Origin of the sequence: Acidovorax sp. CF316, assembly GCF_000276605.1 — a bacterium.
In the GTDB taxonomy this organism is placed as follows: domain Bacteria; phylum Pseudomonadota; class Gammaproteobacteria; order Burkholderiales; family Burkholderiaceae_C; genus Acidovorax.
In genome coordinates this window covers 1-21,333 of record NZ_AKJX01000026.1, presented here as the reverse complement: position 1 = coordinate 21,333, position 21,333 = coordinate 1, and the positions used below count along the sequence as shown (strand labels likewise).

At 69.1% G+C, this 21,333-nt stretch carries 24 protein-coding genes; 10 read left to right on the top strand and 14 right to left on the bottom strand.

The annotated features are described in order from the left end of the window. The first annotated feature begins 5 nt into the window (after positions 1–5). Positions 6–527, top strand: coding sequence for a hypothetical protein (locus PMI14_RS03705; protein WP_007849841.1), 522 nt, complete (start codon positions 6–8; stop codon positions 525–527). Here PMI14_RS03705 and PMI14_RS03700 read toward each other — a convergent pair. Further along, positions 524–1,420, bottom strand: coding sequence for a LysR family transcriptional regulator (locus PMI14_RS03700; protein WP_007849838.1), 897 nt, complete (start codon positions 1,418–1,420; stop codon positions 524–526). The genes PMI14_RS03705 and PMI14_RS03700 overlap by 4 nt on opposite strands. Before the next feature lie 115 nt (positions 1,421–1,535). On the opposite strand from PMI14_RS03700, the gene PMI14_RS03695 reads away from it, so the two are divergent. Continuing rightward, positions 1,536–2,294 carry an SDR family oxidoreductase gene (locus PMI14_RS03695; protein WP_007849835.1) on the top strand — a complete coding sequence of 253 codons (759 nt, stop codon included), beginning with the start codon at positions 1,536–1,538 and terminating at the stop codon, positions 2,292–2,294. Between the two features lie 18 nt (positions 2,295–2,312). Here the strand turns inward: PMI14_RS03695 and PMI14_RS03690 are convergent, their stop codons facing one another. Continuing rightward, positions 2,313–3,185 (bottom strand): oxidoreductase, encoded by an 873-nt coding sequence (locus PMI14_RS03690; RefSeq protein WP_007849831.1) that lies wholly within the window; start codon positions 3,183–3,185, stop codon positions 2,313–2,315. Positions 3,186–3,338: 153 nt separating this feature from the next. Here PMI14_RS03690 and PMI14_RS03685 point away from each other — a divergent pair, with 153 nt between their 5' ends. After that, on the top strand, positions 3,339–4,313 hold the full coding sequence (locus PMI14_RS03685; protein WP_007849828.1) for a LysR family transcriptional regulator: 975 nt from the start codon (positions 3,339–3,341) through the stop codon (positions 4,311–4,313). A 151-nt stretch (positions 4,314–4,464) separates the two neighbouring features. Continuing rightward, entirely contained in the window at positions 4,465–4,974 is a 510-nt protein-coding gene (locus PMI14_RS03680) for an SRPBCC family protein (RefSeq protein WP_007849825.1), read from the top strand. A 148-nt stretch (positions 4,975–5,122) separates the two neighbouring features. On the opposite strand, the gene PMI14_RS03675 is transcribed toward PMI14_RS03680, so the two are convergent. Together PMI14_RS03675 and PMI14_RS03670 are read right to left on the bottom strand one after the other, a co-directional pair. Continuing rightward, positions 5,123–5,995 carry a hypothetical protein gene (locus tag PMI14_RS03675; protein ID WP_007849822.1) on the bottom strand — a complete coding sequence of 291 codons (873 nt, stop codon included), beginning with the start codon at positions 5,993–5,995 and terminating at the stop codon, positions 5,123–5,125. 29 nt (positions 5,996–6,024) lie between these two features. After that, positions 6,025–6,951 carry a LysR substrate-binding domain-containing protein gene (locus PMI14_RS03670; RefSeq protein ID WP_007849820.1) on the bottom strand — a complete coding sequence of 309 codons (927 nt, stop codon included), beginning with the start codon at positions 6,949–6,951 and terminating at the stop codon, positions 6,025–6,027. A 134-nt stretch (positions 6,952–7,085) separates the two neighbouring features. Here PMI14_RS03670 and PMI14_RS03665 point away from each other — a divergent pair, with 134 nt between their 5' ends. Then, a complete protein-coding gene (locus PMI14_RS03665) occupies positions 7,086–7,787 on the top strand; it encodes a glutathione S-transferase family protein (protein WP_007849813.1) in 702 nt (233 codons plus the stop codon). A gap of 147 nt (positions 7,788–7,934) precedes the next feature. Here PMI14_RS03665 and PMI14_RS03660 read toward each other — a convergent pair whose 3' ends face one another. After that, positions 7,935–8,726 carry an SDR family oxidoreductase gene (locus tag PMI14_RS03660; RefSeq protein WP_007849811.1) on the bottom strand — a complete coding sequence of 264 codons (792 nt, stop codon included), beginning with the start codon at positions 8,724–8,726 and terminating at the stop codon, positions 7,935–7,937. Positions 8,727–8,850: 124 nt separating this feature from the next. On the opposite strand from PMI14_RS03660, the gene PMI14_RS03655 reads away from it, so the two are divergent. Beyond that, entirely contained in the window at positions 8,851–9,774 is a 924-nt protein-coding gene (locus PMI14_RS03655) for a LysR family transcriptional regulator (RefSeq protein WP_007849808.1), read from the top strand. Positions 9,775–9,829: 55 nt separating this feature from the next. Here PMI14_RS03655 and PMI14_RS03650 read toward each other — a convergent pair whose 3' ends face one another. Next, a complete protein-coding gene (locus tag PMI14_RS03650) occupies positions 9,830–10,402 on the bottom strand; it encodes a hypothetical protein (RefSeq protein ID WP_007849805.1) in 573 nt (190 codons plus the stop codon). A 47-nt stretch (positions 10,403–10,449) separates the two neighbouring features. On the opposite strand from PMI14_RS03650, the gene PMI14_RS03645 reads away from it, so the two are divergent. Together PMI14_RS03645 and PMI14_RS03640 are read left to right on the top strand one after the other, a co-directional pair. Next, positions 10,450–11,334 carry an AraC family transcriptional regulator gene (locus tag PMI14_RS03645; protein WP_007849801.1) on the top strand — a complete coding sequence of 295 codons (885 nt, stop codon included), beginning with the start codon at positions 10,450–10,452 and terminating at the stop codon, positions 11,332–11,334. 76 nt (positions 11,335–11,410) lie between these two features. Further along, positions 11,411–12,313 carry a DMT family transporter gene (locus tag PMI14_RS03640; RefSeq protein ID WP_035202237.1) on the top strand — a complete coding sequence of 301 codons (903 nt, stop codon included), beginning with the start codon at positions 11,411–11,413 and terminating at the stop codon, positions 12,311–12,313. 10 nt (positions 12,314–12,323) lie between these two features. Here PMI14_RS03640 and PMI14_RS03635 read toward each other — a convergent pair whose 3' ends face one another. The 7 genes from PMI14_RS03635 to PMI14_RS03605 form a co-directional block, all read right to left on the bottom strand. After that, a complete protein-coding gene (locus tag PMI14_RS03635) occupies positions 12,324–12,575 on the bottom strand; it encodes a hypothetical protein (RefSeq protein ID WP_007849794.1) in 252 nt (83 codons plus the stop codon). A 67-nt stretch (positions 12,576–12,642) separates the two neighbouring features. After that, positions 12,643–13,149 carry a GNAT family N-acetyltransferase gene (locus PMI14_RS03630; protein ID WP_007849791.1) on the bottom strand — a complete coding sequence of 169 codons (507 nt, stop codon included), beginning with the start codon at positions 13,147–13,149 and terminating at the stop codon, positions 12,643–12,645. A gap of 54 nt (positions 13,150–13,203) precedes the next feature. Next, positions 13,204–14,082, bottom strand: coding sequence for a PA4780 family RIO1-like protein kinase (locus PMI14_RS03625; RefSeq protein ID WP_007849775.1), 879 nt, complete (start codon positions 14,080–14,082; stop codon positions 13,204–13,206). Positions 14,083–14,109: 27 nt separating this feature from the next. After that, complete coding sequence (locus PMI14_RS03620; RefSeq protein WP_052024321.1) at positions 14,110–14,829, bottom strand: tRNA-uridine aminocarboxypropyltransferase; 720 nt, start codon at positions 14,827–14,829, stop codon at positions 14,110–14,112. Between the two features lie 26 nt (positions 14,830–14,855). Further along, entirely contained in the window at positions 14,856–15,491 is a 636-nt protein-coding gene (locus tag PMI14_RS03615; RefSeq protein WP_007849770.1) for a trans-aconitate 2-methyltransferase, read from the bottom strand. Positions 15,492–15,572: 81 nt separating this feature from the next. Continuing rightward, complete coding sequence (locus PMI14_RS03610) at positions 15,573–16,148, bottom strand: hypothetical protein (protein WP_007849767.1); 576 nt, start codon at positions 16,146–16,148, stop codon at positions 15,573–15,575. 145 nt (positions 16,149–16,293) lie between these two features. Further along, entirely contained in the window at positions 16,294–17,046 is a 753-nt protein-coding gene (locus PMI14_RS03605; protein ID WP_035202234.1) for a tyrosine-protein phosphatase, read from the bottom strand. A 379-nt stretch (positions 17,047–17,425) separates the two neighbouring features. Between PMI14_RS03605 and PMI14_RS03600 the strand changes: the two genes are divergently transcribed. Beyond that, positions 17,426–19,546 (top strand): TonB-dependent siderophore receptor, encoded by a 2,121-nt coding sequence (locus PMI14_RS03600; protein WP_007849760.1) that lies wholly within the window; start codon positions 17,426–17,428, stop codon positions 19,544–19,546. 27 nt (positions 19,547–19,573) lie between these two features. Next, positions 19,574–20,653, top strand: coding sequence for a PepSY domain-containing protein (locus PMI14_RS03595; protein WP_007849757.1), 1,080 nt, complete (start codon positions 19,574–19,576; stop codon positions 20,651–20,653). A 6-nt stretch (positions 20,654–20,659) separates the two neighbouring features. Here PMI14_RS03595 and PMI14_RS03590 read toward each other — a convergent pair. Beyond that, positions 20,660–21,333: hypothetical protein (locus tag PMI14_RS03590; protein ID WP_007849754.1), on the bottom strand; the 674-nt coding region annotated here is incomplete at its 5' end.

The window sequence follows — 21,333 nt, the reverse complement described above, 5'->3', positions numbered from 1 at the left end:
ACCCCATGCCGATCACCCCACCCACTGGCGATGCCCACGACTTCGACTTTCTGATGGGCCCCTGGCGCATCCGCAACACCCGCCTCGTGCAACGGCTTGCGGGCTGCACCGACTGGGAAACCTTCGACGCCACCGGCACGGCGCGGCCGCTGTCCGGCGGCATCGGCAACTGCGATGACTTCATCCCCGAGGCCTGGAATACAGGCTACGTGGGCATGGCGCTGCGCCTGTTCAACCCCCAGGCGCAGCGCTGGAGCATCTACTGGCTGGACAATGTGACGGGCGGGCTGGACACGGCCACGGGCCAGCTGCTGCCACCGATGAGCGGCGGTTTCGCGGGCACGGACCAAGGCGTCTTCTTCGGCCAGGAAGTGTTCGAGGGCCGGCCCGTCCAGGTGCGGTTCGAGTGGGCCAGGAACCTCGCCACCGGCATGCCGCGCTGGGAGCAGGCCTTCTCGGACGATGGCGGGCAGACCTGGGAGACCAACTGGGTCATGGAGTTCTCCCGTCCGCTACAGGCCGACTAACGCGCGTTCGCCATCACCTCGGCCAGCCAGTCCACGAACACGCGCACGCGCGGCGAAAGCTGGCGGCTGTGCGGATAGAGCACGGTCACCGGCAGGGGCGCGGGGCGGCAATCGGCCAGCACCTCGACCAGGCTGCCGTCGGCCAGCTGCGGCTCCAGGTGGTAGCGCGGCACTTGGATGATCCCCAGCCCCGCCGTGCAGCAAGCCACATAGGCAAACGCATCGGTGACCGACACCGCGCCCTTGAGCTGCACGCTGCGCGGCACGCCGTCGACCACGAAGTCCAGGGGCATGGGCTTGCCCGTGCGTGACGACAGGTAGTTCACCGCGCGGTGGCCCCGCAAGTCGTCCACGCTGCGGGGCACGCCATGGCGTGCCAGGTATTCGCGGCTGGCACAGGTCACCTGCGCGAGCTGCGCCACGCGCCGGCCGACCATGCTGGAGTCGGCAGGCTCGCCACCACGCATGGCGCAGTCCACGCGCTCGCGCACCAGGTCCACCAGGCGGTCGCCCACGCCCAGTTCCAGCTCCACGCCGGGGTAGCGCGCAAAGAACTCGCCGATGCGCGGCAGCACGAAATACCGTGCCAGGGTACCCTGCAGATCCACGCGCAGCTTGCCCTTAGGCTGCTGACCGGCGGTGGCGAAGGCCGCCTCGGTCTCGTCGAGGTCGGCCAGCAGCTGCTGGCAGCGCCCGTAGTAGGCCTCTCCGTCCTGCGTCGGCGCCACATGGCGCGTGGTACGGTGCAGCAGGCGCGCACCCAGGCGCTTTTCCAGCTGTTGCACGGCCAGCGTCACCGTGGCGCGGGGCAGTTGCAGGTCTTCCGCAGCCTGCGTGAAGCTGCCCAGCTCCACGATGCGGGTGAACAGGCGCATGGCGTCGAATCGGTCCATGGGGAGCAGGGTGTGATTGTTGGTGGTGTTTGAACAGTCATGGCAATTCATGGGCCTTTATCAAACCCAGCGCCAACAGAACAATACACCCATCACCACCGTTCAGGAGTTTTTCATGGCCGCCAACGATCCATCCACCCACCGCCCCGTCGCCATCGTCACCGGGTCCTCGCGCGGCATCGGCGCCGCGATTGCCCAGCGCCTGGGGCGCGATGGCTTCAGCGTGGTGGTCAACTACGCCGGCAGTGCGGCCGAGGCCGAAGTGGTGGCGCAGTCCATCACTGAGGCCGGCGGGCAGGCCATCGCCGTGCAGGCCGACGTGGCCGATGCCACCGCCGTGGCTCGCCTGTTCGACCAGGCCACCGAGGCCTTCGGCCGCGTGGACGTGCTGGTGAACAACGCCGGGGTGATGCCCTCGCACACGCCGCACCTGGCCGATACCGACGATGCCACCTTCGACCGGCTGATCGCCATCAACCTCAGGGGCAGCTTCAACACCCTGCGCGAGGCCGCGCGCCGGCTCGAGCCGGGCGGGCGCGTCGTGAACTTCTCCACCAGCGTGGTCGGCACCGCGATGCCCGGCTATGCGGTGTACGCCGCCACCAAGAGCGCGGTGGAAACCATGACGCTGATCCTGGCCAAGGAACTGCGTGGCAAGAACATCACCGTGAACGCCGTGGCCCCCGGCCCCACGGCCACGGCCCTGTTCCTGGACGGCAAGACGCCCGAGCTCGTCGAGCGCCTGGCGCAGATGAACCCGCTGGGCCGCCTGGGCACGCCGGACGACATCGCGGGCACCGTGTCCTTCCTGGTCGGGCCCGATGGCGCGTGGATCAACGGGCAAACCCTGCGCGCCAACGGCGGCATGGTCTGACCCACCGCTGGCGCAGGCTCACGCCGCAGCCTGCTGTGGGAAGTCCGTGGAGGCTGCCAGCTCGCGCCAGGCGGCCGTTTCCTTTTCCACAAAGGCGTGCTTCTCGGCAATGGCCTGCAGCGTGTCGGTGCCCAGCGGCAGGCGCAGCGGCGGCGTGGGGCTGGCTACCAGCTGCATCATGGCCTGGGCCAGGCGCACGGGGTCGCCGGGCTGGTTCAGGTTGATGCGGCGGGCGGCTTCGCGGATCACGCCGGCGCTGGGGGCGTAGTCCTCCAGCACCAGCGGGGAGACCGCGAGCGAGGCCGTGTCGAGGAACTCCGTGCGAAAGTACCCCGGCTCCACCACCGTGGCGTGGATGCCCAGCGGCGCCAGTTCGGCGTGCAGCGCCTCGGTGATGCCTTCCACCGCGAACTTGGTCGAGCAGTACACGCCAAAGCCCGCGGCAGAACGCACCCCGCCCAGCGACGAGATGTTGATGACATGGCCGGCGCGGCGCGCGCGCATGGAAGGCAGCACGGCGCGCGTCACGTTCAGCAGGCCGAACACATTGGTCTCGTAGAGGCTGCGCACCTCGTCGGCGGTGGCCTCCTCCACCGCACCCAGCAGGCCGTAGCCGGCGTTGTTGACCAGCACGTCGATGCGGCCGAAGCGATCGAGCGCTGCACCCACGGCATGGCGGGCCTGGGCCTCGTCGGTCACGTCCAGCGCCAGAGGCAGCAGCGCATCGCTGGCGCCCAGGCGGCGCGTGATCGATTCGGCATTGCGCGAGGTGGCGACCACGGCATCGCCCTGGGCCAGCGCGGCCTCGGCAATGCGGGCACCGATGCCGCGCGAGGCGCCGGTGATCAACCAGATGCGGGGGAAGGAAGGGGAAGAAGCATGGGCAGTCATGGCAGAAGTCCTTGGAAGGGTTGAATTTCGGGGTTCTGGCAGACGCGGTGCGTTGCCATGGGGGTGAACTTTAGGCACACCATTGCCATCGCACTAGCCCATAATCGCTGACTTCATTGGCAATAAATTCTTGCCAATCTCCGGAGCTTTGTCATGGCCATGAACGAATTGCGCGCGATTTCCACCTTTGCCAAGGCGGCCGAGCTGGGCAGCCTGCGCCAGGCGGCTTCGGCCCAGGGCATCACCCCGCAGGCCGCCAGCCTGGCGCTGGGGCAGCTCGAATCGCACCTGGGCGTGCGGCTGTTCCACCGCACCACGCGCAGCCTGAGCCTGACCGAGGAGGGCCGCCAGTTCCTCGACGCCGCGCAGCCCGGTCTGGCCACGCTGCAGCGCGCCGTACACGGGGCGCGGCGCGGGCGCGAGGAGATCGCCGGGCAGCTGCGCATCACCGCGCCGCGCGCCATGATGCTGGAGGTGATCTGGCCCGTGGTCGACGAATTCGTGCGCCGCTACCCACAGGTGGAGCCCGACGTGCAGCTCGAGGACCGCATCGGCAACTGGGTCGAAGACCGGGTGGACGTGGGCTTCCGCTCGGGCTATCCGCCCGAAGGCGGGGTCATCGCGCGCCGGCTGCTGTGGCTGCAGCTGGTGGTGTGCGCCACGCCGGACTACCTGGCGCGCCACGGCACGCCCACGCGCATCGAAGACCTGGCGCAGCACCGCTGCAGCGGCTTTCGCCACCCGACCACGGGCAAGCCCATGCCCTGGGAATTCCAGGTGGGCGAGGACATCGTGGCCCACGCCATTCCGCCGGCCTTCTGCACCAACGACATCGAGCTTGAGGCGCGCGCCGTGCTGGGCGGCCATGCCATCGGCCAGCTCGTGGGCGTGACGGCCGCGCCCCTGGTGCGCAGCGGTCAGCTGGTGCCGGTGCTGACCGGCTTTGTCCCCCGGCACCTGGGCCTGTACGTGTACTACGGCAGCCGCGCGGCCCAGCCGGCGCGCGTGCGCGCCTTCATCGACCTGGCCGTGGAGATGCTGGCGGACAACCCGTTGTTCAGCCTGGGCGCCCAGGAACTGGCGGGCGCGGCGCCCAAGCCCCGCAGGCGCCGGCAAACCCCCGCTTGAAGCCGGTTTGTACACCGTTCTTTCGCTGCGGGAAGGGGCAATTGTTCACGGTTTGGCCAACAGTCCGTTTGAGAAAACAGTATTTATCGTTTCCGCCTTCCACAATACATTCGATCCACTCCCCCTCCCGCACGAACCGGACGCCACCACCATGCCCACCTTTGCCGCCACGGTCCAGACGCATATCAAGGCCTCGCCCGCCCAGGCGTTCCAGTTCATCGCGCCCGTCGACCCGACCACGCTGTTCACCGGCTACGGCCCCCTGCCGGCGGTGACCGGCACCAGCGACCAGACGGGCCCCTGGGACGCCCCGGGGCAAACGCGCACGGTGGCCATGTCCGATGGCAGCAGCGTGCAGGAGGGGCTCAAGCACTACCGCCCGGCCCAGTACTTCGCCTACACCGTGAGCGGCTTCACCGGCGTGCTGCGCTGGCTGGCCACGGGGGCCGACGGCGCCTGGTGGTTCGACCCAGAGGCCAATGGCACGCAGACCACGGTGCGCTGGCGCCATGCCTTCCATGCGCGCTCGAAGTGGGCGGCGCCGGTGCTCTGGCTGCTGGCCAGCGTGCTGTGGCGCGGCTACATGCGCAAGGCGCTGCGCCTGGCCAAGGCACAGATCGAAATGGCGCCGCGCGCCCCCGCAGGAGCGCTGTCGGCCTGAACTGCCTAGGGCCTGTTCGCACCCATTTCGGGGATCGCGTTGCCCGTCGTTGCACTCCTTGCGTGTGCAAGGGCACTAGCAGGGTCGCGCGCCTGGATTGGCACGCCGGCAAGGGCCTTCGCGACCCCGAAATGGGTGCGAACAGGCCCTAATTGCGCGTGGCCTCGAAGAAGGGCTTGCCCTGGATGGCCGAGGGGCTGACGGTGAAGGTCTTCACGGGCGCCATGGGTTTGATTTCGCCTTCCGGCAAGGGACGCGAGACGCCGGGCTTGAGCGCAGGATTGATGCAGCCATTGCGCACCGCCTTGAGGACCTCGGGGTTCAGGGGGCGGCGCTGGCCCAGGCGGCTGCCGGACAGGAACAGCACTTGGCCCTTGAGTTCGGCCCGCTGGTCCATGAGAGGCATGGCCTGCAGTTCATCGAAGCCCACGTGCACGGAGTTGCCGCCTTCCAATCGGTACTGCACAACCTTCACGGCCGATGGCTTGCCGGGGCTCTCTTCCACCACTTCGCCCAGGTAAAAGTAGCGCACCGACGCTGCAGGCAGGGCGGGCAGTTTGTAGCTTTCCGACCAGTTGTTGTTGCCTTCGCTGAACAGCGGGCGCAGGGTGGTCGGTGCAGTGTCGTCTGCCGACACGGCGAATGCCGGTGCACGGGCATTGGACAACGTATGGCCATGGAAGTCGAACTCCACCATGGTCCCCAGTGCTTCCACCTTGCGGGCAAATGCGGGAAACAGCGTCTGCGCCTGCCGCACCTGCTGCAGCCGGATACCCGTGCCCTCGGCCTTCCAGCGGCCTGCGGCCACCATGTCCAGCGCACCGCCGGTGAAGGCGAAGCAATAGGTGTTGTCGTCCAGCAGCGCGAGCTGGGCCACGGTGTCCACCGAGCCCCCGCGGTACTCGCCCACATAGCCGGACTCGGCCGGGGTGACGGCACCGGCGGTGAAGGCGGCCCACAGGGTGGCCAAGGCCACCGCAGTGGTGCGGGCATTGCGCAGGAAGTGGGGGGTGTGGTGCACGGCAGGGTCCCGGGTGGAATGGTGGGCCACTATAAGGCCCTGGGCTCCTCGAACCCGCGGTAGCGCGCCAGGCCCTCGACCAGGAAGTCCACGGCCGCGCGCACCGAGGGCAGTTGCCCGCGCCGGTGCGAGATCAGCAAGGTGGTGGTCATGCTCGCGCCATAGCGGAAATCTGCCAGCAGCCGCACCAGGCGGCCGGCCTCGATATCGGGCTGGCACAGGCCGCGCGGCAGGCAGCCGATGCCCACGCCCGCCAGGGCCGCCCGCAGCAAGGTCCAGGGCTCGTCGGCAAAGAAGCGCGGCACGGGCCGCACGCCGATGGCCTCGCCATCGCGCAGAAAAGTCCACACCTGGGCCGATGGCGCGGGCGACAGCAGCAGGGCGTCGTGCGCAGCCAGATCACGCGGGTGCACCGGTGCACCACCGTGCGCCGCCAGGTAGCCCGGCGAGGCCACGGCGTAGAACGGCTCGTGGCCCACGCGCCGCTGCACCAGGTCCGAATCGGGCAGCGGGACGGAGTGGTCGCGCACCCCGATGTCGAAGCCCTCCTGCACCAGGTCCACGAAGCGATCGGTGGCGTGCAGCATCACCTGCAGCCGGGGATGCCGCGCCGCCAGCGCGGGCAGCAGCTCGGCCAGCACCAGCTGGGCCGTGGTGACCGAGGCCGTGAGGCGCACGATGCCCGCCGGCTCGGCCTGCAGGCCACGCACCACGCTCTCGGCCGCCTCGGCCTCGACCAGCATCGCGGCGGCATGGCGGTAGAAGGCCTGGCCGGTGTCGCTCACCACGAACACCCGCGAACTGCGCTGTATCAGGCGCACGCCCAGCGTGGCCTCGAGCTGCGCCACGCGCTTGCTCAGCGTGGACTTGGGCACCTCCAGCGCCCGCGCGGCAGCAGCAAACCCGCCATGGTCCACCACGCGCACAAACCATTGCAGGTCATTGAGATTGAGCATGCAGGCATCCTCGCAGCCCAAGGGGGCGTTCATCGTTCACAAAAGGAGACGATGAGTCTACTTTTGACAGACTACTCAAGCAAAGGCCACATCCGTATCTTTGGTGCTTGTTCCCACAACCCAAGGATCTGCAAATGACACCGACCCTTTTCTATGGCGTACCCCAGGGCTGCTCGCTGGCCAGCATCATCGCGCTCGAATGGCTGGGAGCGCCGTACGCGCTCTCGCGCGTCGAGATGCTCGAACACCCCTGGCCCGCGGCTTTCGCGCACATCAACCCGCAGAACCTGACGCCCGCCTATGTGACGGCCGAGGGCGGCACGCTCACCGAGAGCGTGGCCATCCTGCAGCACCTGGCGGCGCGCAACGGCCACCAACTCGGCTACCCGCAGGGCAGCCCGGAGTACGACCGGCTCAACCAGGCGCTGGCCTACCTGGCCACGGATTTCTTCGCGGCCTTCGCGCCACTGTGGGCCGCCTACGAAATGGCCACCGACCCGCCGCGCCAGGACGTGCTGCGGGATCTCGGCCGCCCCCAGGTGGCCAAGGGCTGCGCCCACCTGGACCATCTGCTCGCCGGGCGCGAGTGGATCGACGGCGGGAGCAAGAAGACCGTGGCCGACGCCTACCTGGTGGCCGTAGCACGCTGGGCCGAGTACCACGGTGTGCTGCAGGTCGCAGCCTACCCGCACCTGGCGGCCCACCTCGCCAAGCTGCGCGCCGACCCCGCCGTGGTGTTCGCCGATGCCATCGAGCGGCAGCAACCCGCCACCAGCAGCGGCGGATTCCAGGGGCATGTGGCGCTGGATGACGTGGTGGCAAAGCTACCGGTCTGATCTCCGCGCGGCCGAAGAGACTGGCGCGGCCCAGGCCAGCGCTCCCGCGCAAGGGCCGCCCCGCCGCGCTGGGAGCGTCCCCCTCCCGCGTTGCGCAGCAACGCGAGAGAGGGGTGAAGGCGCGAAGCGACTCAGGGGGTGCTTCGCCTACGCGGCGAACCCGCCGTCAATCAGCAGACTGGCACCCGTGACCATGCCCGACTCGGGCCCGGCCAGGTAGGCCACCATGCCGGCGATCTCGGCCGGGTCGGCGTGGCGGTCCAGCGCCATCAGGCCGTGCATGTCCTTGGCCATGGGCCCGTCGGCAGGGTTCATGTCGGTGTTCACCGGGCCGGGCTGCACGTTGTTGACCGTGATGCCACGCGGACCCAGGTCGCGTGCCAGGCCCTTGGTGAGCCCCACGATGGCGGCCTTGCTCATGCCGTAGACGCTGAAGCCGGCCCAGGGCAGGCGCTCGGAATTGGTGCTGCCGATGGTGATCACGCGACCGTAGGCACCGCCCTGGCCCATGTGGCGCACGGCGGCCTGGGTGGCGACGAACACACCGCGCACGTTGATCGCCAGCGTGCGGTCCAGGTCTTCGAGCGGAACGCTGCCGACCTCGCCCATGATGGCGACGCCGGCGTTGTTGACCAGGATATCCAAGCGGCCCAGATCGCGCGCAGCACCGTCGATGGCGGCCGTGATGGCCTGGGCATCGGCGCTGTCGGCGCGCAGCGCCAGCGCGCGGCCGCCGGCGGCCTCGATCTCGGCGGCCAGCGCCTTGGCCGGTGCGTCGTTGCTGGTGTAGGTGAAGGCCACGGCAGCGCCATCGCGCGCCAGGCGGCGCACGATGGCAGCACCGATGCCGCGCGAGCCGCCGGTGACAAAGGCGGCCTTGCCGGCCAGGACGGCGGTGGTGGCAACAGGGGAGGAAGAAGCAGAGGAAGCGACAGACATGGTGGACTCCGGTAGGTGGACCAGTGAATGCACTGGCAACACCTGCAGTGTCGGCAAACGATTGCATTGCCGGTAGCCATGAATGGGATGTACCTGTTTCAACTTCCAGTTGAAAATAGCAGGCATGCAGCCCCTCAGCCATCTCGAATCCTTCGTGAAGTCCGCCGAATCAGGCAGCTTCTCGGCCGCCGCCCGGCTCATGGGACTGACGCCTGCCGCCGTGAGCAAGAACGTGGCGCGGCTGGAGCAGAGCCTCTCCGTGCGCCTGTTCCAGCGCAGCACGCGGCGCCTGGTGCTGACCGAGGGCGGCCAGCGCCTGCTGCAGCAGATCAGCACGCCGCTGGCCACGCTGGCCGACGCCGTGCAGCATGCGGCCGAGGCCGATCGCCAGCCTGCAGGCACGCTCAAGGTCAGCATGGGCCAGGCCTTCGGCCGTGCCTACCTGGTGCCGCTGCTGGGCGAGTTCCTCGCGCGCTACCCGGCCATCCAGCCCGACTGGCGCTTCGAGAACCGGCAGGTGGACCTGGTCGGCGAGGGCTTCGACGCAGGCATCGGCGGCGGGCTGAACCTCAACCCCGGCATGGTGGCACGCACGCTGGGCACGATCCACATCGTGGCCGTGGCATCGCGCGCCCAACTGCAGGGCCGCAAGCCGCCGCGCCACCCGTCGGACCTGGCGCAATGGGACGGCATTGCGCGCCGCTCGATCCAGACGGGCCGCATCCACGTCACCACGCTGCGCAACAAGGCCGGTGATGCGGCAGCCGCCGAGCTGCGCCCGCGCATCGTCTTCGACGACCCCGAGGCCATGTGCCAGGCCGCCCTGATGGGCCTGGGCGTGGCCTTGCTGCCCATGCCGTTCGCCCAGCCCTGGCTGGCCAGCGGCGACCTGGTGCGGCTGCTGCCGGGCTGGTGGTCGGACGCGGGACCGACCTCGCTGTACTACCCGGACAAGAAGCTGCTTCCCGCGCGCACGCGGGTCTTCGTGGACTTCATCATCGAGCAGTTCGGCCAGCGTGGCTTTGCGCAGCGGGTGCGCGGGGATTGATGTCCGCGCAACCCACCGAACAAGGCCATTGAGCGCTGGGAGCCATCGACTTGCTTCACGGAGCCGGTTTGTTCACGAAGGCAATGGACAGGCCCTTGGCGGTCACGGTGATGGCCCCGGGCTGCATGCCCAGGCCGTCGAGCACGGCGAGATCCTGCGGCCGCAGCCGGTGCAGCACCACCTCGCGCAGCGATTGCTCGGCCAGGGCGGGGCCGTAACCATTGAGCAGCGCCACCACCTCGGGCCGCAGGCTCGGGAAATCCAGCCGCCCCACACGCAATTGGTGGGCGCGCAGGCTGCGGTCGCCGGGCTCGTAGCGCAGGGCGAATTCCACCTCCAGCGTGCCGCTGTGGCGGCGCCTGAGCGCAGGGCCGGCGGCGCTCAGCGCGAAGGCCGCAGCCAGGCGGTTGCTTTCGGGCAGCAGCGACAGGCCCGGGGCCTGCACGTCCACATCCACCAGGCCCGCCATGGGATAGCGCAGCGGAAAGCGCAGCGCCACGGCCTCCTGCAGTTGCTCCGCGGAGACGGTGTAGGCCGGCTGGGCCCGGGCGTTGCGGATGGCCGCCAGCACGAGGCCGCCCAAGGCCAGACGGCGCCCCCCGGCAGCAAGGAAGATTCGGCGATGCATTCAGTGGCTCCTTGGTGTGGCGGGTGGCCATTGGCAATAATGTCCGGATGAAGCCCGCAGCGCCCACCCACCAATGCCAGGTCTTCGGCTCGCCCTGGGAAGGGGTGTACGCTACGCACATCGAAAGTTCCCGCCACTATGGCAGGCATTGGCATGCAGTCTATGGCCTGGGGCTTCTCGACGATGGCGCGCAGAGTTCGGCCAGCGGGCGCGGCCCGGTGGATGCCTATGCGGGCGACCTGATCACCACCAACCCCGGCGAAGTGCACGACGGCCAGCCGCTGGGCGGCCCTTCGCGCCGCTGGCGCATGGTGTACCTGGAACCCTCGGTGGTGCATGCCATGGCGGGCGACCTGGCCACGGCATCGCCCCACGGTGTGGCCCTGGCCCGCCCGGTGATCCAGGGCGACGCGGCGCTCCGCGAGGCCCTGCACCAGTTGCTACAGCGGCTCGCGCACTGGAGCGCGACACCACAGGCCGCGGCCAGCCTGACCGCGCTTGCCTGTGAAGAAGCGCTGGTACAGACCTGCGCCCTGCTGCTGGGCCGCCATGCCAATGCGCCGCGCGCACATGGGCTGGGCGCGGATGCCTCGGCCGAGGTGCGCCAGGTGCGCGACCAGCTGGCCGATGCGCCACTGGCGCCCCCCACGCTCACGCAGTTGGCCGCGATGGCCGGCCTGGGCAAGTACCAGTTGCTGCGCCGCTTCACCCAGGCCTACGGCCTGCCACCCCACGCCTGGCTGCTGCAGCAGCGTGCCGAGCGCGCCCGCAGCCTGGTGCAGCGCGGCACCAGCCTGGCTGAGGCGGCGGCAGACTGCGGCTTTGCTGACCAGAGCCACATGACGCGCATCTTCGCGCGGCAGTTCGGCTTTACACCCGGTGCCTGGCAGAAGGCCGCCGCAGGCTGGCAGCGCCGGCCACTGCCGCAATAACGTTCAAGACCCATCGCGCCCAGGAATCCACACTGCCTGCCATGTTCATACACAGGCAAGGCGGTACGCGATGGGGATGTCGGAATCATGGAAGGGCCCGCTGCTGTGCAGCCTGGCCATGGTGCTCGTGGGCAGCACGGTGGTGGTCAGCAAGCCCATCGCGCAGGACATCGAGCCTTTTGCGGCCACCGTGCTGCGCCATGCCCTGGCCCTGCCGGTGTTCCTTGTGCTCATGCGCTGGAGTGGCCAGCAGTTGCCGCGCGTGGGGCGGCGCGACGCGCTGCTGCTCACCGTGCAGGCGGCGGCGGGCAGCGTGGGCTACTCGGTGCTGCTGATCCTGGGTGTGGCGCTCGCCAGCGCCGCGGATGCCGGCATCGTGGCCGGCACGCTGCCAGCGGCCGCCGCGCTGTTCTCGGCGCTGCTGCTGGGCGAGCGGCCGGGCCACAGGCTGGTGCTGTCCATTGCGCTGGCCACCGCCGGGGTGATGGCCGTGGCCATGGCGCCCGATGGCGCAGCGCAGGGAGGCGCCAGCACCCGGCTGGCGGGCATTGCCCTGGTGCTGGCCGCCGTGGCCTGCGAGGCGGTGTTCATTCTGGCCAACAAGCGCTTGTCGCAGCCCATCCCGGCCCTGGCGTTGTCCACACTGATGTCGGGGGGCGGACTCCTGCTGTCGGTCCTGCCGGCGTGGCTGGTGGCGCAGGCATCGCCCTCCTCCTTCACAGCAGCGGCTCTGGCCGGGGTGCTGTACTACGCCTGGGTGCCCACGGTGGGCGGCTTTCTGCTCTGGTACGCGGGCAGTGCCCGCACCAGCGGTGTGCGCGCATCCCTGGCCACAGTATGGCTGCCGGTGTCAGCCCTGCTGCTGTCGGTGGTGTTCCTGGGGGAATCCATCCGCAGCTGGCAGTGGCTGGGCCTGGGCTGCGTGGTGGCGGCCCTGCTGCTGGCTTCGCTGCCCCCTGCGCAGGTGCCCGGGGATTGACGAAGCGCGCTCAGCGCCCTACGACGGACCAGCCTGCATGCAGGTTGGTCTTGTCGTTCTCGTACTCCCAGGCGGTGCCGCAGCGGTCGCACTGGTAGCGGGTGAAGGTCACCTGGCCGTGCTCGCGGTCTTCCTTGCGGTTGCTGCGCTGCACCAGCTCGGCATGGCCTGGGGCGCGGCGCCAGTTGCGCTGGATGCCCTTGCAGGACTCGCACAGCTCCATGGGTTTGAGTTCGGTCTGCCGTTCGTGTTGTTTGGTCATGGGAAAGGCCTTGCCGTTCTGGGATGGTGGGGTCGTGTCGAAGGTGCGCCTGTGCAGGGCCACCCCGCTATTGTCCCACCCCTGCGCCGCCGGGCAGAAGCACCTTGGCCATGCGGGCATTGGCGAGAACCACGCCGTGGCGCTCCACCTGCTGGCGGGCTTCGACCACAAAGCCGCTTTTGGCGAAGAAGGGCTCGGCCGTGAGGCTCACATCGGCCCACAGGCGCTCGGTGCTGCGCAGCGCGGCCTGGGCATGGATGTATGCCATCAGCGCCCGGGCCACGCCCTGACCGGCATGGGCGGGCGCGACGAAGAAATGGTCGATATAGCCGCTGGCCTGCAGATCCGAGAAGCCGGCGATGTGCACCACCGTCCCTGCCGGTACCTCAGCGACAAAGGGCTGGTTGGCCTCCAGACGGGCGTTCCACTGCACGGCGTCGTGCACCAGCGGCGCCCAGGCATTGCGCTGCGCCAGGCTGTACTGCGCGGCGGTCAGGCAATGCACGGCGGCGTGGAACAGCGCACGCAATGCGGGCGCGTCGCCCGGGCGGAAGTTGCGGATCACGGGGGTCATGGCGGCGGGGCGGGCAATGGCAAGGGGCGCCGATTGTGCCCGAGGCCGCTGCAACTATGCCGCGGTGGCCATGCGCAGGCGGCGCGCGGCTTTTTCGGCGCGGGCGTCCTCGATCTCGCGCAGCACGCCCTGCATGTCCACGTCGGTGTGCTCTGGCGCGTAGATGCCGGTGAGCGGCGTCTCGTTGGTCAGCAGCCCGCCCTGGTACAGGCTCCAGATCTCGGGGCCGTACTGGGTGGCGAGCAGCTCGGGCGCGAACTGGCCGAAGAAGTCGCGCAGGTTGGCCACATCGCGCATCAGCATGCGCGGCGCATGGTTGTTGCCGGCGGCATCCACGGCCTGCGGCAGGTCGATGATGACCGGGCCGTCCACGCCCTCTTCACCCTCGACCCCGGGCAGGTGCGCCAGCAGGATGTTGAACTCCGAGAGGTCGCCATGCACCACGCCCGCGCAAAGCATGCGCACGACCTCGGCGATCAGCGTGGCGTGGTGGGTGCGGGCCTGTTCAGGCGTGAAGGACACGTCGTTCAGGCGCGGTGCCGCATCGCCATGGGCATCGGTCACCAGCTCCATGAGCAGCACGCCTTCGTGGAAGTTGTAGGGCTGGGGCACGCGCACCCCGGCCGCGGCCAGGCGGTACAGGGCATCCACCTCGGCGCTCTGCCAGGCGGCCTCCTGCTCCTGGCGGCCGAACTTGCTGCCCTTGGCCATGGCGCGGGCCGAACGCGAGTTCTTGACCTTGCGGTTCTCGGTGTAGTCCACGGCCTGGCGGAAGCTGCGGTGGGTGGCTTCCTTGTAGATCTTGGCGCAGCGCGTTTCCTCGCCACTGCGCACCACGAAGACCATGGCCTCCTTGCCACTCATGAGCTGCCGGACCACGGTGTCGATCAGGCCTTCCTCGATGAGGGACTGCAGGCGGGGTGGAGCTTTCATGGGCGCATTGTGCACCTTCGATGCACGTCAGGCGCGCAGTGCCTGCAACCTCAGGTGCACCTCATCGCCATGGTCCACCGGCAACTGGTGCTTGGACTGCAGGTAGTGGTTGGTGAACACATCGAGGTAGGCCTCGAGCGTCTGGGCCGCATGGCCTTCGCCCGACAGCTCCATGCACAACGCCGCCACTTCGGAGGTACAGAAATGGTCCTCGCGCGTGGAGCGGCGCAGCCGGTAGCGCGACAGCTGCTCGGGCGCGAGGCTGAGCACCGGAAACGCATCGATGTACGGGCTCTTGCGGAACATCTTGCGTGCCTCGGGCCAGGTGGCATCGAGCAGGATGAACAGCGGGCGTTTGCCACCCTGCACCGGCTCCACCGCCGTCACCACGCGCTCGGGCGCCACGAATTCGCCAGGGAACACCACATACGGCTGCCACTGCGGGTCGGCGAGCAGGGTGAGCAACCCAGGGGCGACCTCGGTGCGCGCCCAGCCGAAGGCCCAGGTGTCGGCCACCACATCGGCAATCAGCCAGCCGGTGTTGCTGGGCTTGAGCGGCTCGATGTCGGCCATGAGGAGACACACGCCGGCCTGCGGACTCAGCAGCGGGCGCAAAGCGCACAGGCAGTGGCTGGGCACCAGGCGGCAGCCGGGGCAGCGCTCGCCGCGCGGCCCGCCCCGGGCCAGGAAGGGCTTGGCGCTGCGTGCCAGCCGCGCTGTGCGCAGGCGCGAGACGGCGTGGGGCAGGGCCGGCACCGGTGCAGCGGCAGCCGTCACTGGCCGCCCGCGTGTTCGAGTGCGAACAGGGGCAGCTCGGTCTTGGGGCTCAGCCACACACCGCCGCCCAGCTCGGTGAAGCCCTCGCCCAGCGTGCGCCGGTACAGCTGCGCGGGGTGGCGGAACATGCGCGGGTCGGTCAGGGTCTCGTCCACGATGTCCTGCTCCCAGTCCTCGCGCGTGACCGCTTCCACGTACAGGGCGCCGCGGCTGAGCCCCGCCAGGTTGCGCATGGCCTTTTGCACGTCGGCCTCGTTCAGGTAGGGCAGCACGCCCTGGCAGATCACCAGGTCGTAAGGCGTGCGTGCCTGGTAGTCGACCACCGAGCCCTGCTCCCAGCCGAAGCGGCCGCACAGGTACTGGCTGTACTCGACACCGTGGAACGTGGCCTTGGGAAAATGCCGGGCCACGATGTCGCGCCACAGCCCGATGCCGCAGCCCACGTCCAGCACGCGCCGCACCGGCACGCGCAGGTACTGCAGGTAGCTGCAGACGAAGGCACCGAGCCGATCGGTGTGCGCCGGGTCGACCACGCTGGTCTTCTTGTCGAAATAGAAACGCTCGTAGTAGGCCGCGTCAAAGCCATCGGCACTGGCGCTCTGGCCGGTACGGTTTGCAGAAGTCACTGCCATTCCTTGTGGCTCGGATGGATCGCCGAACCCGGAAGTATCGCCCACGAACCGGCGCTCATCGGCGCCGCGGCCCTGCCTGTCTCACTTCGCTGGCGCGGGGGTCCACACGGGATTGAGCAGGCGCTCCAGCCGGGCATAGGAGGCTTCGAGCCGCACCAGGGCCTGGTCGATGAGCGCGTTGGTCATGGTGATCTTGGTGCCGTTGGCTTCCACGGGCTTGCCCTTGGCAACCAGCGCCAGGGATTCGCGGAACGCCTTGTCCTTGGCCAGCACGGCATCGGTCGGGAGCTTGCGCATCTGCATCATCTCCAGACGGGTCTTGAGGGCCGACTCGTAGCTCTTGTCCACCACCGGCTTGCGCTGCTTGATGCTGGCCTTGTAGCTGACCACCGTCGCACGCTCCATCTCGAGGTTGTTCTTGAGCGCGAAGGCCACGCGCTCCAGAGCACCGCGACTCACGGCGGCCTCGGGATCCTGGAGGCCGGACCAGAACTCGCGGTGCACATCTTCGGTCAGTACGGCGTCGTCCTTGAACATGGACATGATCACAGCCTGGCGCTCCGCCTCGGTCTGAGCCGCCATGGCCGCTGGCGACAGTGCGGAGAAGGACAGCGCGAGCACCAGGCTCGCGCGCAGGCATTGCTTGCGGAAATTCATTCGAAACTCTCTTGGAAAGCGGTCGGCACAGGGAAGCCGTGGACTATGCCACCGCTGCAACGCCTGCATGTAAACGCCAGGTATCAGCGTGTAAACGGACTGGCACCGTATGCCACTTCGCACCGGCCCCCGGCGCCCGAGCACATCAGCGCTGCGGCTGCAGATACTGCGCCGCCAGTTGCCGCTGGGCCGCCGCATCCACCCCGAGCACGTCCACCAGGTAGGTCGGCACGCCGCCGTAGTCCTGGTCGACCATGTGCAGCGCAGCGTCGAGGAATTCCTCCTGCACGCGCCACAGCACGGCCAGCACCTCTTCGGGCGCGTGGCTGCCCATGCCGACAGGGCGGCGGTAGAGGTTGTTGGTGAGCAGGTAGTCCTGCATCACAGTCGCGCGCGGCACGCCCAGGGCCATCAGGATCAGCGCGGCGGCAAAGCCGGTGCGGTCCTTTCCGGCGGTGCAGTGGAACACCGTGGGGGCATCGCTGGCCAGCAGCAGGCGGAACAGTTCGGCAAAGCGCGGTGCGTTCTCGTGCACGAAGCCACGGTAGGTGTCCTGCATCAGGCCCACGGCGTCCTGCGCGGTGAGCGCACGGCCGGTGGCCTGCAGCTCCAGCGCGCGCTGCACCACCGTGGGCTCGATGACCAGCGGGTGGTAGGCCACACCGGGGATGGCATAGGCATATGCCGCGCCCTCGGCCTTGCCGCGAAAGTCGATGGCGCGGCTGACGCCCAGCTCGGCGAGCAGGGCCTGGTCGGCCGGGGTCAGCCCGGCCAGGTGGTCGGAGCGGAAGATGCGGCGCCATTTCACGGCCCGGCCGTCCTGCCCGACGTAGCCGCCCAGGTCGCGGAAATTGGTGGCGCCGGCCATGGGCAGGGAACGGGTGGGATCTTGGTGCATGGAGAAGCGGCGATCCCCCAGGAGGGACCGGGTGATTGGTTCAGCAGAGCACCCAGCTTAGCCGAGCCCGGTGTCCACCACCTGTCGCCCACGCGGTGGCCCCGCGGCGAGCGGGGCGAACAGAGCGGCCGCTTGCGCATGCCGCACCCAGCCGGGCCGCGCGGACCTGATGCGCACACGCAACAGTCAGCACGCAAGCCCTGGCCGATCCCGCCCTGCAGCGCAGCGAGCGCCCTGGGCGGGGCGCATATTTTGGATGCATGAATGATAATTACTATCATTGACATTGTAAGAACAGGTTTCCAGCCGGTCTCGCGCGGTGCATGCAAAGCACCCGCCCGTGACCGGCACAGAACCACACCGCACCGGGGAAATTCACATGACGACACGACACACCAAGGCACCCGCTTTGACACCGAAGCTCACCCGCTGCGCCGCAGCCGTCGCACTGGCCTGGCTGGGCGCGCCGCTGGCACTGCATGCGCAAGATGCGTCGCCTGCGGGCGACAGCGCCTCGCCGGCGCTGGAAACCATCCAGATCACGGGCAGCTGGCTCGGCACAGGCCTGCAGAACAGCGTGAAGAATTTCGCGGGCGCCCGCACCGTGGTGGACAAGGAAAAGATCGACGGCACGGGCGCGGCCAACATCGGCGAAGTCCTGCGCCGCATCCCTGGCGTGCAGGCCACCGAGAACTCGGGCACCGCGGGCAGCGCGATCTCGCTGAACATCGGCGTGCGCGGCCTGACCGGGCGCTACAGCCCGCGCTCCACCATCCTGCTCGACGGCGTGCCGCTGGCGGTGGCGCCCTACGGCCAACCCCAGCTCTCGTTCGCGCCGGTGAGCCTGAACAACATCGAGTCCATCGACGTGGTGCGCGGTGGTGGTGCCGTGCGCTATGGCCCGCAGAACGTGGGTGGCATCATCAACTTCACGAGCCGCGCCATCCCCTCCAAGCCCGGCCTCACGGGTGACGTGACCGTGCGCCACAACCACTACAGCGAAGGCGGCCAGGACAACACACAGTACAGCACCTTCCTGGGCTCGCAGCTGGACAACGGCCTGGGCCTGGCACTTCTGTATTCGGGCATGACCGGCAGCAGCTGGCGCCAGGGCAGCGACGAGAAGGTCAACGACCTGGCCTTCAAGTTCCGCTACGAACTGACCGGCAGCTCCGAGGTCTACGGCAAGGTCTCCTACTACGACGTCAACTCGCGCACGCCCGGCGGCCTGACGGTGGCGCAGTTCAACGCCAACCCCTTCCAGAACACGCGCCCCACCGACTACTGGAATGGCGAGCGCAAGGGCCTCGACCTGGGCTACATCAACACGATCTCCGACAACCAGGAGTTCGAGGTGCGCGCCTACTACAACGACAGCACGCGCAAGAGCACGCTGATCAACGCCACCAGCACACAGCTGGCGCACCAGCCACGCGACTACGAGGTGCTGGGCATCGAGCCGCGCTACACCCAGCGCGTGCAACTGGGCGCCACCACGCACGACGTGACGGCCGGCTACCGCTTCCTGCGCGAGCGCGGCAACGACCGGGCCTACAACCAGACCATCGCCACGGGCGCGAACAGCGTCACCACCCGCTTCGACAATGCCACCGACGCGCACGCCGTCTACATCGATGACCGCATCGCCTTCGGTGCCTGGCGCGTGACGCCGGGCGTGCGCTTCGAGCACATCGAGACGAACCGCGAGGACCGTGCCTCCACCCAGCGCTTCGACACCACCAACAACAAGGCGCTGCCTTCGCTCAACGTGGCCTACCTGGTGAACCCGGCGCTCACGCTGTTCGCCAACTACGGCACCTCGTTCGGCCCGGTGCAGAACATCCAGCTCAATTCGCAGACGGCCACCAACCCGCTCAAGCCCGAGTTGGCCAAGACCGCCGAAGTGGGTGCGCGCTGGCAGACCCCGCAGATCCGCGCCGAACTCACGGCCTTCAAGATCCGCTTCGACAACCAGATCCTGCAGGTGCCCGGCATCACGCCAGCCACCTTCCAGAACATCGGCGCCACCAGCCATGAGGGCATCGAGGCCGCCATCGACTACAGCTTCGACAAGGCCAGCGCACTGGCGGGCCTGAACGTGTACGCCAACTACAGCTACACCAAGGCGATCCAGAAGTCGGGCACCACGGCCGGCCTGGACGTGCCCTTCTACTCGCGCAACACCGACACGCTGGGCGCACGCTACCAGCTCGGCGACTGGGCCTTCAACCTGGCCAGCACGCACCAGAGCGCGCAGTACGCCGATGCGGCCAACACCTTCGCCGAACCCGCCGACGCCCGCCTGGGCCGCATCCCGGGCTTTCGCCTGTGGAACATCCAGGCCGACTGGAAGGTGCCCGGCTACAAGGGCAGCAGCATTGCCGTGGGCATGAACAACCTGGCCGACAAGCGCTACTACACGCGCAATGTGGACGGCAACCCCGGCCGCATGGTCGGCGCGCCGCGCATGCTGTACGTGCAAGGTCGCCTCGCATTCTGATGCCGGTGACCAAGGGCGCGCGCTGACATGCAGCGGCTGCGCCAACTCTGGCTGCGGGTACACCGCTGGACCGCGCTCAGTCTGGGCTGGGTGCTGATCCTGTCGGGGCTGACCGGGGCCGTGCTCGTGGTGGCGCAGCCGCTCGACCGTTGGCTGCACCCTGAACTGTTCCGTGCCGGAGCGCAGGCTGGCGTCGGCTCGCCCGATGCCGCCCTGCAGGATGTGCTGCAAAAGCTCCAAGCCGAGTGGCCCAAGGGCAGCTTCACAATGCGGCCCGCACGCGAGTCGGGAGAGAGCCTGTGGGTGCTGGTCAACGGCCCCTGGCGCGGCACGGTCTATTTCGACCCGGCCACCGGCCTGGAGCAGGGCCGCCGGGGTGAGACCGAGGGCTTCGTCAACGCCCTGTTCAAGCTGCACAGCTCGCTGTGGTGGCAGGACACGGGCAAGGCCATCCTGGCCTGGGTGGCGCTCGGCTATCTGTTCCTGCTCGTCACCGGCCTGGTCCTCTGGTGGCCTCGGCGCTGGCCGCCGTCCTGGCGCATCGTGCTGGACAAGGGCCTGCTGCGCGCCTTCTTCGACCTGCACCGGGTGGGCGGTGCGGCCCTGGGGCTGCTCATCGCGGTGTCGGTGGCCAGCGGGGCCTGGATGGCCTGGCGGCCCCTCGGCGGATTCGTCACCACGCTCAGCGGCGCCGAGCCGACCAAGGCGCCGACGCTGCCCAAGGGCTCCGCATCGGCCCGCGCGCTGCCGCTCGACAGCCTGGTGGCCCGGGCGCAGGCGCAGTTTCCAGGTGCGCCCATCGGCTATGTGCAGGTGCCGGCACAGGCCGACCGGCCGCTGCGCGTGCGCCTTCGGCTCGCGGACGACCCGCACCCGAATGGGCTGAGCTCGGTGTGGCTGCACCCCGCTACCGGCGAGGTGCTGGCCACCCACCGCTGGAACGAACTGGACCCCGGGGCGCGCGCAACGGCAGTCATCTACCCCCTGCACACCGGCGTGCTCGGCGGTGTGCTGCTGGAAGCGCTCATCGCCGTGGGCGGCCTGGTGCTGGCAGGCATGGGCATCACCGGGGTCTGGCTCTGGTGGAAGCGCCGGCGTCCGCGCTGACCCCGGCTACAGGGGCCTGCGCGTGGCGTAGCGCACCACCGTCACGCCCGCGCGCGCCTGGCGCACCGAGGGCATGACGAGCACACAGTCGTCGTACGGCGTGGTGACGGGCACCCCGTCGTTGTCGCCGATCACGGTGCCGGCCTTCTCGATCACTTCGAGGCCGGTGTACGGCTCCACGAAGCGGAAGGCGCTGCTGGTGGCCACCACCGGCCCGGTGACTTCGAGCGCCCACTGGCGCGGCGCGTCGGGCAGGCGCCAGCCGGGCAGTTGCTGCGCGAGTGCGTGGGCACCGAGCACGCCCGCTTGTTCGAGGAAGCGCACGCACTGGTCCTGCGCCACGGCGCGGCTCGCCGGGTCGCCATGGAAGCCGCACTCGATGAGCAGGGAGCGGGTGTCCTCCCCCTGTGCATCGCCCAGACCGAAGCGCCCGTAATCGCGCATGCGCACGCCATCCTTGTGGCCGGCGTCGACCACGATGTGCTCGGGCGAGCGCATGGCACGCGCCAGCTGCAGGTTGCGCGGCTGGATGCCGGTGAGCAGCAGTGGCGCCGAGGGCTCGTGCATGGAGTGGATGTCCAGCAGCCAGTCCGCCTGGGCCACGAAGGGCCGCAGGGCCGCGGCACGGCGGCGCTCGCTGGTGTCGCCCGCGTCCATGCGCTCGTCGAGCCACTGGCGGG